Consider the following 15,867-nt stretch of genomic DNA (forward strand, 5'->3'; position numbering starts at 1 on the left):
TATTCCCAGAGCTTCACTGTCGCCATAGCTGTACACTTGGGCGGTCATAGCATAACCAAAGTACTGACGCAGGGCGTGGTGGGGCATATCTAGACCTTCGTTCGATCCCAGTTGATAGGGAATCTCGCGGTTCAGGCGGCGCTCTAGCACCCGTACCCAGGGGAAGGGTTGGTTGGGCTGCCTAGCCGTGGCTCTGCATAAGCCCTTCCTAGTGTTAATGAGCCTGACATGGGGTGTAAGACAGCCTTTTACTCATTTTAAAAATGTGATTAAAGCTGTCTGAAACAGTTCCCTATATGGCTGTTTAGTGGACATGTATGAAATCTGCCCACTCATGCATCATTGCTCTGCGTTTTTCAAAAAGGTCGCCACGTCGATAGGCGGCCTCCACTTTGTTTTCTATGGCATGTGCTAGAGCCATTTCCGCCACGTCACGTGGGTAGCTGGTAACCTCGCCAGTCCAATCTCTAAAGCTTGAGCGGAAACCGTGGGGTACATAATTGCCTTTTTCTCCACTAGGGCCGTAGCCAAGCCCGCGCATAAATTGTAGGAGTGACATATTAGATAGTGGTCGACCAGCTTTCATTCCTGGGAAAATATGATTATTACCCTTCACTCGCGGCAGGCTCAGCAATAGATTCATTGCCTGGTTAGATAACGGCACCCGGTGCTCTCGGTTAGCTTTCATGCGTTCGGCTGGAATTTGCCATGTAGCTTTTCCAATGTCGATTTCATGCCATTCAGCGTTGAGCACCTCTGATGTACGTGTGGCAGTCAGTATCAAAAACTGCAGCGCTTTTGATGACATGCTGTTGTAGGCATCAATCTTGCTAATAAATGCAGCTACTTGGTAATAAGGCATAGCAGGGTGGTGATTCACCTTTTGTATCCGTGATGGCTTAGCCAGCAGCTTGTCGAGATGGCCACGCCAGCGGGCAGGGTTAACCGGGTCGCGATATTCATGTGCTGCTGCGAAGTCTAATACGTTTTCAATACGCCCTTGTACACGCTTAGCGGTCTCGTTTTTGGCCGTCCAGATAGGCGTTAAAATCTTCAATATATCCTGCGTGGTGACCTCCTCTACTGGGAGGTTGCCTATTACCGGGCGCACGTATGTTTTTAGCGTACTTATCCACTGGCGCGCATGCTTTGCGTTTCGCCAACTGCGACGGTGAGACTGAATGTAGCGCGCTGCACAATGAGTGAACGTTACAGGCCCCGCTTCTGTATCAGCTTTCTGTTCACGTGCTGACAGCGGGTCGATGCCTTGCTTGACGAGCTTACGTTGCTCAGAAGCTAAATCCCTTGCCTCTGATAGCGATATGTCGACGTAACTACCAAGCCCCATGTCACGTAACTTGCTATTCCAGCGAAAGCGATAAATCCAGCTTGCACCACCACCTTTACCAATTTTGAGGTACAACCCATCCCCATCATTGGTCATGCCAGGGTTTGACTCCCTGACCAGTTTTTGAACGCCTTTTGTCGTCAGTTTGCCCATAGCCGCTATCCCCGAAGTAGGTTTTTAGCGTACCATATCTCAGCCCATACACCAGCCCATACTTGAGCTCTGTTTTACGTTGTATGTGAGTGGATGGGGTTGGACTATATTGACTATTTTTTTATTTTAAATCAGTGGTTTGCTGGATTGTGGTAGATGTTGTGGGATGTGTAGTATACGGACTGTCCCTCCGCCACTTATCTCGAAAAGCCCCTGATTCGTCAGGGGCTTTTGCGTTTCTAGGCCCCGCGCTTCCTTCCTACCTACAAGCCCTTTATAAAAGGCACCGGTCTTTCAGTGCGTCATCTAGTACGAATCGCTGTACTCCATGCAGTAACTAACAGTGCTCTTTTGAGATCATGGGAATTCAACTGGAGATTGCGTTGTCTCTAACGCATAATGAACCCAAGCTTTAGGGTAAGGGCAGCTGTAGATGCGGGCGGGAAATAGGAGCTAATCACATGAAATTACGCATCAAACCACATCGCAAGGCTCGTGCGGCTGGCTCTGTTATGCAGATTTGGCCAACGGGTAACTACATTGAGTTCATGCCAAAAGGTACACCTCAGCAACGTGTGGGTCAGTATTGGCAGAGTGTAGGAGTACAGCTCAACAAATCCATCAAGGCTTATGAGCAGCTTGGCCATGAAGGATAAGAATGTCGAAACGCAAGACAGGACTGATAACGAAGGATCTGAAAACTATGATCAGGGTTCTATCGGTGAGTACCTGGATCCAGAGGTAGATACCGATGCTCTTGTTCAAGGACTTAAGCGTGGACAGCTAACACCCAATCAACAAGAGGCGCTAGCTGGCTTGCTTGTTGAAGATGAGCCTCATCAGCATGTTATGGCCGTTAGGCAGCAAACGACCATGTATAGAGGTGCATTACCTCATCCTGATCATTTCAATGCCTACGATGATAAGACTCGTGAAACCATCCTCCAGATGGCTGTGGATGAGCAAAAGCATACGCATGATATGCAAAAGACGGGCCTGACTGGGGCTATTGATAAAGATAAGCGTGGACAGCGTTATGGTCTTTCTATTGCGATTGGCGGTTTCATTACCGCTGCGGTGATCGCGCCGTTTAGCACTGTCGTTGCAGGTATTATCGGGGCTCTGGATCTGTTTGGTATGGTCGCTCTTTTTGTTGCGCCTCGCGTTTTGGAGGGGCGAGCTGCCAAACAACAGAAAGGTGATGACACTAACGAGCCTTCCGAAAAAGATAGCTAATCAGACTGACCCCGCCGTGCGAATTTTTCTGGGCGATTGGGAACACCTCCAGGCTGCTATGCAATCAGCCCTCATTATCCAGCGGACCAATGGCCCGCAATCAATAGCCAACTTCGGCAAGATTGGGAAAATTAAGTGCCCACTATGCCGATCACTTTGTCGCCTTAAAACGCTCGGTGGAGCGTTTTCAAGACACATTCCCTGTCGGCTACCCTCACGGGGTGTCTCGTGGTTAAGAGATATGTTCAAGGCTGGCCATTTGGCTTATGTTGATACCTCAACCAACAGGACGGTGCGTTTATGAAACGGGTATTAGCTCTAGCGATAGCGTTGGCCATGTCAGGCATTGCTCATGCAGAACCGACCATTGACGGCTCAAACCCGCGCTATTTCGACAGGTCACTTCAAGAAATTCGCGCCTCGTTAGATGAATCAGAGGCAGAGCGCTTTAACGAAGCCGTCGAAGCTCTGTTGATGCGTCGATCTCAGCAAGGGATGACGATTGTCGAGATCAGCGAGCTAAGTGATGATGAACTTGAAGACATGGCCACAGAGGCTCGTCGCAGTTTGCACGGCCTTAGCGGCCCTGAGGTGCTCGAGCTCGCGGGAGAGCTCCCCGAGAAAAGCAAAGAGGCTGACGATCTTGACATTCCCATTGCGCAAGAGATGCTGGACCGCTTCGTTATCGAAAGCGCCGAGTACAAGCTAATTGATGATGACTCGTTGAATGCTGATCCCGTAATAACGTTGCGCGTGACCAACAACACTGGCGAGCCAGTCGCGAGGGCGCACTTCCGAGGTGTATTGCAAAGCCCAGGTCGTTCGGTGCCTTGGGTCGACGAGACGTTCTACTACACCATTTCTGGCGGTATCGAGCCGGGCGAAACGTTGGAATGGAATTTAGCGCCCGATAGCACTGGCCCATGGGGCAACCCATCGATTGGTGATGACGCCAGTCTAAGTATTGAGGTGCTTCGCCTGGACGATCCCTCAGGGAGCATGCTTTGGGAAAGACCTTGACGTAAATGGTGCCTAAAAACCCGCTTCGGCGGGTTTTTTTGATGCCAATTAAGCTGTCCACGATTCCTAGCCAAACTTAGCGAATTGCGTTACGTTCACTTCTGGCTCAATCCAGCAGCGATTCCCCCGTGCGTGTTAACAGCGCTTTCAAGCTAGGCGACTCGAACCGGCGCTGGATGGTAATGGCGTAGAACTCTTCCCAGACGCCGGGGAGCGCGCCGTAATCTTTGAGCGTTCCGTTATTGAGCTCGTCACGCACGACGACCGGTGGCATGACGGCGATGTGCTGGGTATCCCGCGCCAGCAGACGCATCATGGCCATGTCGTCCACCTCGGCGGCGATTTTGGGCGTGAGACGATGATGGCCGCAAAGCTGATCGAACGCGTGGCGCGTAGCGTTTTCCACGCCGGGTAAGATGAAAGCATGCCCGTTTAGCGCGCTAGGAAATATGGGCGGGGGGGAAAGATGAGGCGTGGCGATCAGGCTCACAGGCTGGCGCGCCAGTCGCTGAGAGTGCCAGGGGTGTTCGCTATCGCCGCGAACGGGCTGGTTCGAGAGCACCACGTCGAGCTTATGGGCAGAAAGCCGTCTGAGCAGGTCGTCGAGCCCACCGCTTTGCAAAATCAAATCCAAATCGTCTCGACCTAGAAGCGGCCTTACGAACCCCTCCTGAAAGTTACGCGACAGCGTGGCGACCGCCCCCACGCGAACGACCTCGCGGTGGGCGTGGCCACCCTCGGCGAACAGCGCGCTGAGCTCTTCTCCCTGGGTAAAAATGGCCTCGGCGTAATCGAAGGCGAGCCTCCCGGCCTCGGAGAGGTGCAGCTGGCGTCCTTCACGAATGAAGAGCGCTTGGCCCAGGCGCTCCTCTAACTGACGAATCTGCTGCGAGAGGGAAGACTGAGAGACATGCAGCGCCTCGGCCGTGCGGGTGAGATGGCCTAATTTTGCCACTTGCCAAAAGTAGTAAAGATGGTGGTAGTTGAGTTTCATGGCAGGAGATCTCAGCGAGGGCGGGTTATTCGTTCTGTTTTAGCGAACGTTTTATCAGATATAAACTATTTTTTATATGGTGACGAGGGCGGCATAGTCATTGGCATACGACCAAGGGAGAACGGCTATGCCTCAATTCATCGACTTCGCGGTGCTGGCACTGCTCGCGTTATGGCTACTGATTCCGGTATCGCTACTGGTAGTGGCAGGCGCGAGCGCCCGCGCTGGCTCCTCCAAATCGCTAGGCCGTGCATGGAAAGCGGGCCGTCTGCTGACCCTAAGTGCGCTGGTAGCGAGCCTTGCCGTGGGCGCGCTGCTTTTGATGGATGCCTGGGGGTTACCGACCGGCCTGCCTGAAACCGCCCAGCCTTTAGGATTGTACCCCGACGGTTTGGCGGTGTGGATGGCGCTGCTCATCAGCCTGCTGGGTACCGTATTGCTGCGCTTTGCCGAGGGCTACTTGAAAGGTGACCGGGGAGAGCGTCGCTTTTTGCCGTGGTGTCTGGTCGTCCTCGCCAGCGTGATGCTGTTGGTGTTTACCCATCACTTGGTCGTGATGTTGATTGCCTGGGTCGGCGTCAGTGTTGCCTTGCACCATCTCTTGACACTCTATCCCGAGCGTGTGGAGGCGCAGCGGGCGGCCTGGCAGAAATTCGTCGTCAGCCGTATCGGCGATATTGCGCTGATCGCAGCGGTAGCGCTGCTCTATGCGCGTTTTGGCACGTTCGAACTGCCAGAACTGTTTGCCGCGGCTGCCGCTGGCTCAGGTGGCTGGCAGGTAGAGGCGGCCTCCGTTGCCCTGGCGGTGGCGGCACTGTGTAAGTGTGCCCAGGTGCCCATGCACGGCTGGCTAATCAAAGTCATGGAAGCACCCACGCCCGTGTCGGCGCTGCTGCATGCAGGGGTGATCAACTTGGGGGGCTTCGTGTGGCTACGTCTATTTCCAGTCTTCGATGGCTTGACGCTGGGGCACTATCTGCTCATCGCCGTGGGTGGTTTCACGGCTCTGGTGGCCGTCATGACGATGCTGACCCAAACGTCTGTCAAGCACGCGCTGGCCTGGTCGACCTGTGCGCAGATGGGCTTCATGCTGTTCGAAATCGGCGTCGGTGCCTACACCCTGGCGTTGGCGCATCTGCTGGCGCACTCGCTCTACAAAGCTCACTCGTTCTTGGCGTCTGGCCGTACCGTCCGTGCGGCTCGCTGTGAGCGCTTGCCGCTGGCCCCGATCCGTCAGCGACTGGCCCTTGCGCTGCCTGCGGCTGCGCTTGCCGCAGTGGTATTGGCCGTGTTCCCCACGCTGGTAAGCCACAACCCGCTACTCGGGGCACTGCTGAGCTTGGCCGTGGGTAGCACGCTATTGGGCATGCCCGTGGGCACGGCAAAGCGCAAGCGTTTAGCGCTATTCGTCATGGCGCTGGGGCTGGTGCCACTGTATGCCTTGCTTCACAGCATGCTCGCGCCTGCGCTACCCAGTGCGTATGCCCCCTTGACGCTGATGGCGGGCTTGCTGGGCACGCTGATGCTGGCGAGTTTGGTGCTGGCCGCCGGAGCGGTCACGCTCTTTCCGCAGGCGGCGTGTGTGGCGCGCTGGCGGGTTCACTTTAGCCAAGGCCTCTACTTGGCGCTGCCGTTCCAGCACGCCGTCGATGCCATTGCCCCCATTCATGATTGGTCACGTCCTGTACCGCTGGCCCACGGTTTGAAAGGAGAGTGGTCATGACGTCGTCGTACCTTGATGCTTTGAAGCGTGCCACCGACGCCATTGCCCCGGTATGGCCTTTGGATCAGTGGATTGCGGTCAACCCATGGTGGGGGCTCAAACATCAGCCCATCGAGCAGGTGAGCCAAGCGTTGAGCCGCCGTGCTGGGCAGCCAATGACCATGCCCGCCGAGTTTTATCGCCATGCATGGGAGGCGGGGCGCATCACATCTCAGGATGTGCAGCAAGCGCTGCGTCAGGGCGGCTATGCTTACAGTGAGCAGAGCCTAGTCGGCTACTTGGCATCCCCTCCCAAAGCCGCCACGCCGCTGCGCAGTGCCTGGGAGGTGCTGGAAGGGCACGATGGGTTCGATGCGCTTGCAGAGAGCTGCGCCAGCTACTTCGACCAGCATCAGCAGCGTTGGTCGAATCCTGCTGGGGAGTCGCTGTATCCCTTCTGGAAACATACGGTGCAGCACGATTTACGCTGGTCTAAAACGCTTCGCCAGTCGCTACGGGCGCTGCCCGATGAGCCCATGGCCGCGGTCGAGCAGGTTGCGGCGGATTGGGCGCTGACATCAGAGGCCTTCGAGGCGTTGACCCATACGCTTCTATTGAGAGTCAACGGATGGGCTTCCTGGTGTCAGGGGATTGGGTGGCACTCGGCTGATCAACAGCCGAGTGCAGGCATACACCAGCTGGCGGCCATGACGCTGGTTTGGGAGTGGCTCGCAGTCGATCAGCTCACCACTGTTCAGCGAAGTGAATGGCTTTCCCAGTGGCAAACCGGGCAGACCGCGCTTGCCCAGCACGAGGCGCTGTGGTGCTGGCAGCACGCCTATGAGCTGGGGTATCAGCGGAGGCTTGCGTCGGTGCTAGCGGCACCGAGTGAGCCGCTGCCCCACTTACCCAAGGTGCAAGCTGCGTTTTGTATCGACGTACGTTCGGAGCGCTTTCGTCGCCACTTGGAGAACGCCGACGCCTCGGTGGGCACGCTTGGGGTAGCCGGGTTTTTCGGCATGCCGGTCGCCGATGCGGACACCGGCCCCGACCGGGCTCAACCCCGCGTGCCGGGGCTGCTGAAGCCCGCCTACCGGATCGGCACGCCTGAACCTCATGCACAAGGCATGCAGCGCTATCAGCAAGAGAGCCAGCGTCAAAGCGTACGCCATGCCAAATACGCGCCGCTCTCGACGTTCACGCTCGTCGAGACCACCGGGATTGCTTGGGGCTGTAAGCTGATCAAAGACAGTCTGCGCAAGCAGGCACCGGTGCCGCAGTGCGAGGCGCCCGCAGGATTGTTTCATACTCACGACGGCGAGCCGATTGCACGCCATGACAAGGTGGCATTGGCGAAAAATTTGCTCACGCTTTTGGGTCACCCAAGCGCTTCGCTGTTGGTGCTGATGGGGCACGATTCGCAAAGTGACAACAATCCCCACCATGCCGGGCTGACCTGCGGTGCCTGTGGCGGCCAGGGTGGCGGCATGAATGCCCGGGTCGCCGCTGCGCTACTGAATGACACGGAGGTTCAGCAGGCGTTGCCACAGATGGGTATCGTGCTGCCTTCGCCATTTTTCGCGCTAGCGGCGACGCACTGTACGCTGACCGACCGGGTGTACGTCTATCACGACGAGCAGATGCCCGAGACGTTGGAAAGCGCACTGAGGGCTTTCGAAGATGCTGCCCAGCGTGCTGGTGCGGCCACCCGCTTGGAGCGTGCTCCCGCTCTGGGTGTTGAGAAAGAGGGCGCGATCGAACGTTTGAAAAGCATGGCCATGCGTGGCGCCGATTGGTCGCAGCCGCGCCCGGAGTGGGGGCTGGTCAATAACGCCACGTTGATTCTCGCGCCCAGGGCACGCACCCAAGGTAAAGCGTTGGATGGCCGCGCTTTTCTGCACGAGTACTACCCCGAGCAAGACCCGGAAGGCAGCGTACTGGAAGGATTGATGATGGCGCCAATGCTGGTCGCTAGTTGGATCAATCTGCAGTACTACGCGTCGACCGTGGTACCCGGCCTGTACGGAGGGGGCAACAAGCTATTGCATTCGGTGGTGGGCGGTCACGTGGGCGTGATCGAAGGGAACTCTCCCCAGCTACGTATCGGTTTGCCAGAGCAGTCGCTGCGCGATGGCGATACGCTGCACCACGAACCGCTGCGTCTTACGGTGGTCGTGGATGCGCCCAAGGCGCGTATCGAGGCCATCATCGAGCGCCAGCCGGTCGTTGCCGAGTTGATTCACCACCGCTGGCTGTGGCTAACGCGATTGGGCGAAAATGGCCTGGAGCGCTACTCACCCCAAGGCTGGCAGCCCATCCCGGGCGAGCGTGAGTGAATACGGCTCATTTGCTCGTTGCGTAGCCGGTCATTTCTAGATAGCCGACTCCTAGCGCCTCTTGCGTGATGGTGTCTCGCACCGTCACATCCCCTTCCCAATAGGGCACGGTGGTCGGCATCCAGCGATTGGGATGGCGGGCCTCGATCGTGAGATCCAACCCGGCGTTGGGCATTTCCAATTGCCAGGTCGTCGGTATATCGCGCTGCGCGACGCGCTCGGTCGTAAGCGGGGCCAGGGTAATCTCCTGGGAGCCTATCTGCTCGGTGTGGCCATTCGCGTCGAACAGATGGGCAAACGCGTAGTCGCCGCCGTTCTCTCCGCCGCCCCGTAGCCGATAGGCCATTAGCTTGCGCCCATCGTTCAAGTGCAGGGAAAACCAATCCCAACCGGTCTGCTCCGCGGTGAGTAGTTGGCTACTCCACTCGCGGTCCAGCCAGCCCCTGCCGGTCACGCTCGTTTGTTCGCCATTGAGTGTGACGCTTCCTTCGATCTGTAGATAGGGCTGGCTGTAGTAATGCGACCCCTGGCCTTGCACGGTTTTGGCATTGAATCCGTTGTCGCCGTGCCACACCAGCGGGCCTTTTGCCGACAGCGTTAGCGCGTAGCCAAAGCGCTCATTGCCCTCACCGCTGTAGGCGCTAAGGGTGAAGTGCTCGAAGTTCGCGGAGGCGGGACTTTGAAAGCGCCAATCGTCTATCCAAGCTTGAAACGGCGACGCCGTGACGCCCGCCTGACCCTGGGACTGTTCACTGTGGCTGCGAGCAAAGCGTTCCGCCGCCAAATGCGTGCCCCCTTTAGATAATCCCATGTGAGCCATCCAGACTTGGTCACTGGCCCACTCAATAGGCGCTGGACGCTCATCGGGGGACATCAGTGCTTGGCGAAAGAGCGTCCATTGAAGGCCTAGCGGCTGGCCGACGCTATCCTCCAAATTGGCAGTAAGATACCACCACTCGATACGGTAGTCGGGATGGGGACCGTGGTCGTCGGGGAAAACGAGCGGCGTCTCGGCGCTAGCCTGGGCGTAACCTTCTGCCTCCGCTCCCAGTCCGGCAAAGCCGGCTTGGGGGGACGACATGTCACTTGGCTCACTGCAGCCCACCAGTAGGGTGGCCATGCCGATCATCCACGCGGTCAGCAACGCTTGCTGGGTGCGTTTGTTCATGTGACTCCTTCGTTGAGCAACGTGCTAGGCGCGCTGCGCCAGAGCTTCCAGCAGGGAAGGATGGCCGCAAGCAGTGCCACTCCGACCGCCGTCAACAACATCGTCATGATGTCGCTGGGAAACAGTTGAAGCGGTAATCGCCAGCCAAACGCCGCGACGTTGATGACAGCCACCAACAGCCAAGTGATCGCAATGCCCAGCGGTAGGGCTAATAGCCCGGTGAGAAGCGAGAGTCCGCCTAACTGCATCAACGGTAGCACCACCAACGTCCTGCGTGGCACTCCCAGCGCCCATAGCGCGGCGAGATGACGCTGGCGCTGATGCGCCTGGGCCAGCAGTGTGGCCAGCAGTGCCAAGGCGGCCACGCCGAGGGTAAGTGCATTGAGCGCGCGGGTAATAGTAAAGGTGCGCTCGAAAATTTGCCTCGCCGTTCGCTTGATCTCCTGCTGGTCCACCAGCGCCTCACCTGACAGGCCGAACGTATCCATGAGGTCGCGACGAAACCGCGCTTCGTCTGCGTCGGTTCGCAGAGCCACCCCCACGGTAGCCAGCTCACCCGCAAAGCGTTGGGTTAGCGCGTCGACGGTCATGACGATCTGCGACTGCGGGTTGCCATAATCAGGGTAGATCGCAGCGATGGTCGCTTCCTGGCTGCCCTGTCGAGTGGCGAGTGTCAGAGTGTCCCCGGGGACAAAGCCATAGGTAAACGCCATTTGCTCGTTGATGAATACGTCGTCTTCGCGCAGTGCTTGCCAAGCTGCAGAGATGCCTCGCTCGGTGGCTAGCAGGGGCCAGTAGTCGGTCAGTCTGGGTATGGGATGGATCCCGAAGAGCGAAACAGCGCCTGCTGGAGGGGCTTGATGCGCGGACGCCGTGCGCACGTCGAGCAACTGCGCCGTGCCTCTGGCGGTGGGAAGAGTGTCCAACACGCTCGCTTGTTCGTGCAGCCACACGTTGAGGGGCGCTAGGGTCGAGGGAGCGGCGTTAATGTATAGGGGAGCCGTGAGACGCTGGTCCAGCCACTCTAAAAAGGTCAGCCGAAAGCCGCCGACCATACTGCTCACCCCTAAATTCGTAGCCAGGGCGATGAGAAGTGCCATCATGGCCAGCGATAGTCGGGGAAGCTGCCGCTGCATATCGGCCACGGACCATTGCAGCAGGGCGGCGCGACGAAAGATGCGCTGCAAGCAGCGTAGTAAGATGTCAAGAAGCGGCGGTAAGCAGAGCGCACAGGTCAGTAGCAGAGCCGCGACGAGTCCAAAACTCAGCAGTAAGCCGCTGCCGGTAGGAAGTCTGCTCAACCAGAGTGCCACCCCCAGTGTCGTGAGTGCTGCAGCGCCCCCCGCAATGGTGAGGCGGCGTAGCTGGCGCTGATAGCTGCTTCGCCAAGCGTGGTCATGGCCCAAGGCAAGCACATTGAGCGTGGCGGCACGCCATAGCGTACCGCTACCGGCAAGCAACAAGCCACCCAGTGTGATGGCGAGGCTTCCAAGCCAGTAATGCCAAGGCAGGCTCAAGGCGCTCTGCACCTCGGTGCTATAGAGTGTGTTTAGCGTACTAGCGACATCAGGCAGGAGTTTACCTGCCAGCAACAGCCCGCTGACCAATCCGGCGGCGGCACCAATGCCACCTAACACTAAAAGTTCCAACAATGTGGCGGCAGTAAGTGTAGCGGCCGGTACTCCCAGTGCCCGTAGCGTGCGCATCGTCGCCAGCCGCTGCTCCATGGCCAAGCCAAGCGTGGCTTGGACGATAAATAGTCCAACGATCAGGGAAAGAAAAGCCAGTGCCGTCAGGTTGAGATGGAAGCTATCGGTCAACTGGCCCGGTGAGGCCACGCTGGCCGCCCGGGTCATTCGGTAGCCGCTAGGGGGTTGCCTAATGGCGTCTGGTTCGGCGACCAAGCTAAGCGTTGCCCGCTCGCCAAGCAGCGCAGATAGCGCGCCAATGTCCATGACCAGTGTGCCGGGAGGGAGATCATTACGCAGCGTTAAGGGCGGTAAGTGGTATCCGCCAAGGAGGGGTGTTGCGCCTGGCGCGTCCGCGCGGTTCAGCCCAATGGAGGGTAGGGAGTCCGCTGCGAGCTGTGTCTGCCAAGGAGGTGTCATGAACGCTGTGAGCGAGCTAGTGCCGTCACCGGAGGGGAGCGTGAAGGGGTCGATACCCAGTAGCGTTAGGGTGGTGCCCTGGTGGAGGATCGTGGCTTCGAGCAGCGGTGAAACAGGCAGTCCCGCCCGGCGTAGCGCTAGGTAGTCGTCCATACTCAGCGGTGCGCCGTCCAAGCGGTCGAGCTGATCGCTGCTTGCAGTGAACAGTGCGCTAGCGCGGGCATAGCTCTCTTTTGCAGTGGTGTTAATCGCCTGCACGCTGCTCCATAGCGCGCTGGCGACCCATAAACCTATTAGTAGCATCGCCAACTGCGTCGGGTGGCGCTTATAGTGGCTGAGCAGTGTCCTCAGTACGTGTCCCATCATGCGACAGCGTCCTGAAGTTGGCCCCGATGTAAACGCAGGGAGCGGTCCAGTGGCGCAGCAACGCGGCCGCTGTGCGTCACCATCAACATCGCGCAGCGGGTCTCCTTGACCAGTTCAAGCAGCAGCTCCAGCACGCGCCCTGCCGTTTGCTCGTCTAAATTGCCGGTGGGCTCATCGGCCAGCAGTAGCGACGGGCGCACGGCGAGCGCTCGCCCAATGGCAAGCCGCTGCTGCTGGCCCCCGGAAAGCTGTTCGGGGTAGTGCGCTTCACGCCCGGCAAGCCCTAACCGCTCTATTAAATGACGGCTCCATCCAGGATCTTCTTTGTTTGCTAGCCTTGCCTGCAAGCTTAGGTTGTCGGCTACGTTCAGGCTCGGCACGAGGTAAAATTGCTGAAACACCAGCCCTAACTGCTGACGGCGGAGAAGGGCACACTGGGTTTCATTGAGCTCGGAGAGTGACTGGCCATCGATAACGACTTGACCGCTATCGGGTGTATCCAGGCCAGCGGCAAGATGGAGCAGGGTGGACTTGCCACTACCGGACTCGCCCATCAGCGCGAGGCTTTCGCCGCGGGCTAGATGGAGGTCGACCCCATCCAGTACCTGGAGTTTGCCCTGAGGCGTGCTGAAGGTTTTACGAAGCCGTTGCAGAGCAAGCATAGGTGTCTCCTAGGAGAGAGGAAGCCTGACTATAGCAAAGCACAGGGAATCCTCTCGGGCGTTACGGGTCTATCGTTGCGTGCATGACCCTATCGAAAAGTTTCAAAGTCACAAGGAGCGCATATGGAAAGGATTTACGCGTGGGATCATCGACATGAGCAGGTGGTGTATCGCATTCCTGGCCATACCCATAAAGACGGTCGTGAAGATAGTGATCTATCACCGGTTTGGCTGCCTGCATCACCAGAGGAGTTGCCAAGCGGGGTGGCCGTCGATGATTTACGTAAAGTCGATGTCGACGATTAGAACTGAGAAGAGCGCTCAACCGCCGTTTTTTATCGAAAATTTGCTAAGCTGATCGACGATTTTCTCGGCGGGTACTCATGGCATGCGCTCTTCCCCTTTCACTTTTCGTCCAACGCGTTGGCTACCCGGCGGGCATCTGCAAACGCTGTATAGCCCTCTTTTTCGAGCCACGCCTCGGCTCCAGCGTCATCGAGAGCGTATCACACTGGAGGACGGCGATTTCATCGATCTGGACTGGTACGGGCTACGAGGGGAAGCGACGCGCTGCGCTATTCTACTCCATGGCCTCACCGGGAGCTCGTCATCGCTGTACATTCTAGGCCAGCAGCAGGCGCTGGCCCAGCAGGGTTGGCAAAGTGTGGCGGTCAATTGGCGCGGCTGCTCCGGCGAACCCAATCATCGAGCCCGTGGTTATCATTCCGGTGCCAGCGAAGACCTTGCCGATATCGTCACGCAGTTAGCCGCACGCTATCCGAATAAGCCGCTCGTGGCCGTGGGCTACTCCCTAGGCGGCAACGTGCTGTTGAAATATCTCGGTGAGACAGGCAGCCAAAGCATGCTCCGAGCCGCCGTGGCGGTATCGGTACCGTTTCGGCTGGACCACTGTGCCGAACGAATTCGCCATGGCTTCTCGAGGGTTTACCAGGCGCGATTTCTACGCGGTTTGCGTCATTATGTGGAATCCAAACAGAGAGCTTTCCGTACGCAGGGCCGAGAGCAAGAGCTTGAGCGTTTGACGTCTCTGGAAACGTTGGACGGAATGGAAACGTTTTGGGATTTCGACGGTCGCGTCACGGCCCCTTTGCACGGCTTTGCCAGCGCTGAGGAGTATTACCGACGCTGCAGTAGCGCCTTCTTCGTATCAGCCATTCAAGTGCCGACGCTGATCGTGCACGCCCAAGACGATCCCTTCATTTACCCGCACAGCGTACCCGAGGCCGATATGATACCAGAGTGTGTGACGCTGGAACTCTGGGCCAGTGGCGGCCATGTTGGTTTCATCGAGGGCGCCCCTTGGCGGCCGCGATATTATCTCGAACACCGCTTGCCGGATTGGCTGGGGACACAGGTGCCTGTTTGTGCAATCTTGCAGTCCAGGCAGACGATAGCGTCGTGATCTTTCTATTGATGGTCTGCCTATTGAGTGAGGAGTGGTATGTCAGCGTTTTATGATCGTTTGAAAGAAGTGGCCTCGCCGCGTATTGGGCTTGGCTGTATGAATTTATCCCATGGCTATGGGCAACACGTGCCCGAGCAAGCGGGCATACGAGCACTTAACGAGGCCTTCGAAATGGGATATCGCCATTTTGATACGGCCACGCTATATGGTGCGACGGCTAACGAGCGCTTGCTGGGTAAGGCGCTCGCGTCCAAACGGCAAGGATTCTTCTTGGCTAGCAAGTGCGGCATGGCCATGAACCCAGAGAGCGGCAAAAGAGTGATCGACGGGCGGCCCGAGACGCTGCGCCGCCAATGTGAAGAGAGCCTGGCGCGCTTGCAAACCGATCATCTGGATCTTTATTACCTTCATCGTATGGATCGCCAAGTGCCCATCGAGGAGAGTGTGGGCGCACTGGGGCGGCTGGTCGAGGAGGGTAAAATCAGGGCCGTCGGTCTTTCAGAAATTTCGGCCGACACGCTGCGTAAGGCGCACGCCGAGTATCCCATTGCGGCGGTGCAGTCCGAATACTCGCTATGGACGCGTAATCCCGAGATCGCCTTGAGCCAGACGTGCCAAATCCTAGGGACGGCGCTGGTGGCGTTTAGCCCTTTGGGTCGAGGGTTTCTCTCCGGCGCCATCGATGCCGATACCGTCTTTGCCGAAGGCGACGTGCGCGCCGGAATGCCGCGTTTCAATGGCGATAATCGTCACCATAACCTCACGCTGCTGGCGCAGTTCACGGCCGTGGCAATCCGCTTGGAGATCACTCCCGCCCAGTTGGCGTTGGCGTGGGTAAAAGCGCAGGGAAGGCATGTCGTGCCGATTCCCGGAACACGCTCTGTCACCCATATGCGGGAAAATCTACGAGCTGAACAGCTGGTGTTGAGCGAGCCAGACCTTGCGCTGCTCAACGAAATGATGCGTCCCAACGACGTCGCTGGCGCGCGCTACAACGAAGCACAGCAGGCGGATATCGACACCGAAGAATTCGCCTAGTAGACGCGCCATTTATTTTGAGCGCCGCGTTGCTTTCTATTGGCCCTGCGCTACTATTCTCATCATTCAGACGAGCGTTTCGTCTGGCAAAGGGCCACGACCATGTTAAAAGGCTTAATCGTTTGTTTTGCGGTGTTGTTAGCACAGTTAAGCGTGCTGAGTATTATCGATGCGCGTCTTTATAACGCTCAAGATGCTCGCCAAGTCACGTCGACGGTCGTCACACCGCAAAAAGAAGAAGATGGCGACGATCACGAGCCGCCGCTGCTGTAAGCATTTCATGGCATACAAGCCGAGCCTTCGGGCATCG

At 57.7% G+C, this 15,867-nt stretch carries 14 protein-coding genes; 9 read left to right on the forward strand and 5 right to left on the reverse strand.

The annotated features are described in order from the left end of the window. Window positions 1-304: 304 nt before the first annotated feature. Window positions 305-1,501, reverse strand: coding sequence for an integrase arm-type DNA-binding domain-containing protein (locus MHM85_RS00110; protein WP_239286371.1), 1,197 nt, complete (start codon window positions 1,499-1,501; stop codon window positions 305-307). Between the two features lie 461 nt (window positions 1,502-1,962). Here MHM85_RS00110 and MHM85_RS00115 point away from each other — a divergent pair, with 461 nt between their 5' ends. The 3 genes from MHM85_RS00115 to MHM85_RS00125 all read left to right on the forward strand — a co-directional run bounded on the left by MHM85_RS00115 (window position 1,963) and on the right by MHM85_RS00125 (window position 3,757). Next, a complete protein-coding gene (locus MHM85_RS00115) occupies window positions 1,963-2,157 on the forward strand; it encodes a hypothetical protein (RefSeq protein ID WP_213261981.1) in 195 nt (64 codons plus the stop codon). Further along, entirely contained in the window at window positions 2,147-2,737 is a 591-nt protein-coding gene (locus MHM85_RS00120; RefSeq protein ID WP_219863702.1) for a DUF2335 domain-containing protein, read from the forward strand. Before MHM85_RS00115 ends, MHM85_RS00120 begins: the two co-directional genes overlap by 11 nt. A 300-nt stretch (window positions 2,738-3,037) precedes the next feature. Further along, window positions 3,038-3,757 (forward strand): DUF6694 family lipoprotein, encoded by a 720-nt coding sequence (locus MHM85_RS00125; protein WP_343218320.1) that lies wholly within the window; start codon window positions 3,038-3,040, stop codon window positions 3,755-3,757. A 106-nt stretch (window positions 3,758-3,863) separates the two neighbouring features. On the opposite strand, the gene MHM85_RS00130 is transcribed toward MHM85_RS00125, so the two are convergent. Beyond that, window positions 3,864-4,751 carry a LysR substrate-binding domain-containing protein gene (locus tag MHM85_RS00130; protein WP_139527762.1) on the reverse strand — a complete coding sequence of 296 codons (888 nt, stop codon included), beginning with the start codon at window positions 4,749-4,751 and terminating at the stop codon, window positions 3,864-3,866. 127 nt (window positions 4,752-4,878) lie between these two features. On the opposite strand from MHM85_RS00130, the gene MHM85_RS00135 reads away from it, so the two are divergent. Together MHM85_RS00135 and MHM85_RS00140 are read left to right on the forward strand one after the other, a co-directional pair. Beyond that, window positions 4,879-6,474 (forward strand): NADH-quinone oxidoreductase subunit L, encoded by a 1,596-nt coding sequence (locus MHM85_RS00135; protein ID WP_219863706.1) that lies wholly within the window; start codon window positions 4,879-4,881, stop codon window positions 6,472-6,474. Continuing rightward, the gene (locus MHM85_RS00140; protein WP_239286373.1) at window positions 6,471-8,789 is read left to right on the forward strand and encodes a putative inorganic carbon transporter subunit DabA; all 2,319 of its coding nucleotides are present in this window, start codon (window positions 6,471-6,473) and stop codon (window positions 8,787-8,789) included. Before MHM85_RS00135 ends, MHM85_RS00140 begins: the two co-directional genes overlap by 4 nt. Before the next feature lie 7 nt (window positions 8,790-8,796). Here MHM85_RS00140 and MHM85_RS00145 read toward each other — a convergent pair whose 3' ends face one another. Genes MHM85_RS00145 through MHM85_RS00155 form a run of 3 tightly spaced genes read right to left on the reverse strand, consistent with a single transcriptional unit; the run spans window position 8,797 to window position 13,093 of the window. Next, window positions 8,797-9,957, reverse strand: a complete 1,161-nt coding sequence (locus MHM85_RS00145) for a lipocalin-like domain-containing protein (protein ID WP_219863710.1) — start codon at window positions 9,955-9,957, stop codon at window positions 8,797-8,799. Then, complete coding sequence (locus tag MHM85_RS00150; RefSeq protein ID WP_239286374.1) at window positions 9,954-12,431, reverse strand: ABC transporter permease; 2,478 nt, start codon at window positions 12,429-12,431, stop codon at window positions 9,954-9,956. Before MHM85_RS00150 ends, MHM85_RS00145 begins: the two co-directional genes overlap by 4 nt. Next, window positions 12,428-13,093, reverse strand: coding sequence for an ABC transporter ATP-binding protein (locus tag MHM85_RS00155; protein WP_219863715.1), 666 nt, complete (start codon window positions 13,091-13,093; stop codon window positions 12,428-12,430). Before MHM85_RS00155 ends, MHM85_RS00150 begins: the two co-directional genes overlap by 4 nt. A 123-nt stretch (window positions 13,094-13,216) precedes the next feature. Between MHM85_RS00155 and MHM85_RS00160 the strand changes: the two genes are divergently transcribed. The 4 genes from MHM85_RS00160 (at window position 13,217) to MHM85_RS00175 (ending at window position 15,830) form a co-directional block, all read left to right on the forward strand. Next, window positions 13,217-13,399, forward strand: coding sequence for a hypothetical protein (locus MHM85_RS00160; protein ID WP_139527652.1), 183 nt, complete (start codon window positions 13,217-13,219; stop codon window positions 13,397-13,399). Window positions 13,400-13,481: 82 nt separating this feature from the next. Next, window positions 13,482-14,516 carry a hydrolase gene (locus tag MHM85_RS00165; protein WP_219863717.1) on the forward strand — a complete coding sequence of 345 codons (1,035 nt, stop codon included), beginning with the start codon at window positions 13,482-13,484 and terminating at the stop codon, window positions 14,514-14,516. Between the two features lie 39 nt (window positions 14,517-14,555). Then, window positions 14,556-15,557 carry an aldo/keto reductase gene (locus MHM85_RS00170; protein WP_239286375.1) on the forward strand — a complete coding sequence of 334 codons (1,002 nt, stop codon included), beginning with the start codon at window positions 14,556-14,558 and terminating at the stop codon, window positions 15,555-15,557. A 102-nt stretch (window positions 15,558-15,659) separates the two neighbouring features. Beyond that, a complete protein-coding gene (locus tag MHM85_RS00175; protein ID WP_168444447.1) occupies window positions 15,660-15,830 on the forward strand; it encodes a hypothetical protein in 171 nt (56 codons plus the stop codon). Window positions 15,831-15,867: the final 37 nt, after the last annotated feature.

It is taken from the genome of Halomonas sp. McD50-4 (assembly GCF_022348135.1).
Lineage (GTDB): Bacteria > Pseudomonadota > Gammaproteobacteria > Pseudomonadales > Halomonadaceae > Vreelandella > Vreelandella piezotolerans.

Coding starts and splice junctions, on each gene's coding strand:
- MHM85_RS00145 (WP_219863710.1), bottom strand. CDS start 9,957: ATGAACAAACGCACCCAGCAAGCGTTGCTGACCGCGTGGATGATCGGC.
- MHM85_RS00115 (WP_213261981.1), top strand. CDS start 1,963: ATGAAATTACGCATCAAACCACATCGCAAGGCTCGTGCGGCTGGCTCT.
- MHM85_RS00125 (WP_343218320.1), top strand. CDS start 3,038: ATGAAACGGGTATTAGCTCTAGCGATAGCGTTGGCCATGTCAGGCATT.
- MHM85_RS00140 (WP_239286373.1), top strand. CDS start 6,471: ATGACGTCGTCGTACCTTGATGCTTTGAAGCGTGCCACCGACGCCATT.
- MHM85_RS00160 (WP_139527652.1), top strand. CDS start 13,217: ATGGAAAGGATTTACGCGTGGGATCATCGACATGAGCAGGTGGTGTAT.
- MHM85_RS00175 (WP_168444447.1), top strand. CDS start 15,660: ATGTTAAAAGGCTTAATCGTTTGTTTTGCGGTGTTGTTAGCACAGTTA.
- MHM85_RS00135 (WP_219863706.1), top strand. CDS start 4,879: ATGCCTCAATTCATCGACTTCGCGGTGCTGGCACTGCTCGCGTTATGG.
- MHM85_RS00155 (WP_219863715.1), bottom strand. CDS start 13,093: ATGCTTGCTCTGCAACGGCTTCGTAAAACCTTCAGCACGCCTCAGGGC.
- MHM85_RS00130 (WP_139527762.1), bottom strand. CDS start 4,751: ATGAAACTCAACTACCACCATCTTTACTACTTTTGGCAAGTGGCAAAA.
- MHM85_RS00170 (WP_239286375.1), top strand. CDS start 14,556: ATGTCAGCGTTTTATGATCGTTTGAAAGAAGTGGCCTCGCCGCGTATT.
- MHM85_RS00120 (WP_219863702.1), top strand. CDS start 2,147: ATGAAGGATAAGAATGTCGAAACGCAAGACAGGACTGATAACGAAGGA.
- MHM85_RS00150 (WP_239286374.1), bottom strand. CDS start 12,431: ATGATGGGACACGTACTGAGGACACTGCTCAGCCACTATAAGCGCCAC.
- MHM85_RS00165 (WP_219863717.1), top strand. CDS start 13,482: ATGCGCTCTTCCCCTTTCACTTTTCGTCCAACGCGTTGGCTACCCGGC.
- MHM85_RS00110 (WP_239286371.1), bottom strand. CDS start 1,501: ATGGGCAAACTGACGACAAAAGGCGTTCAAAAACTGGTCAGGGAGTCA.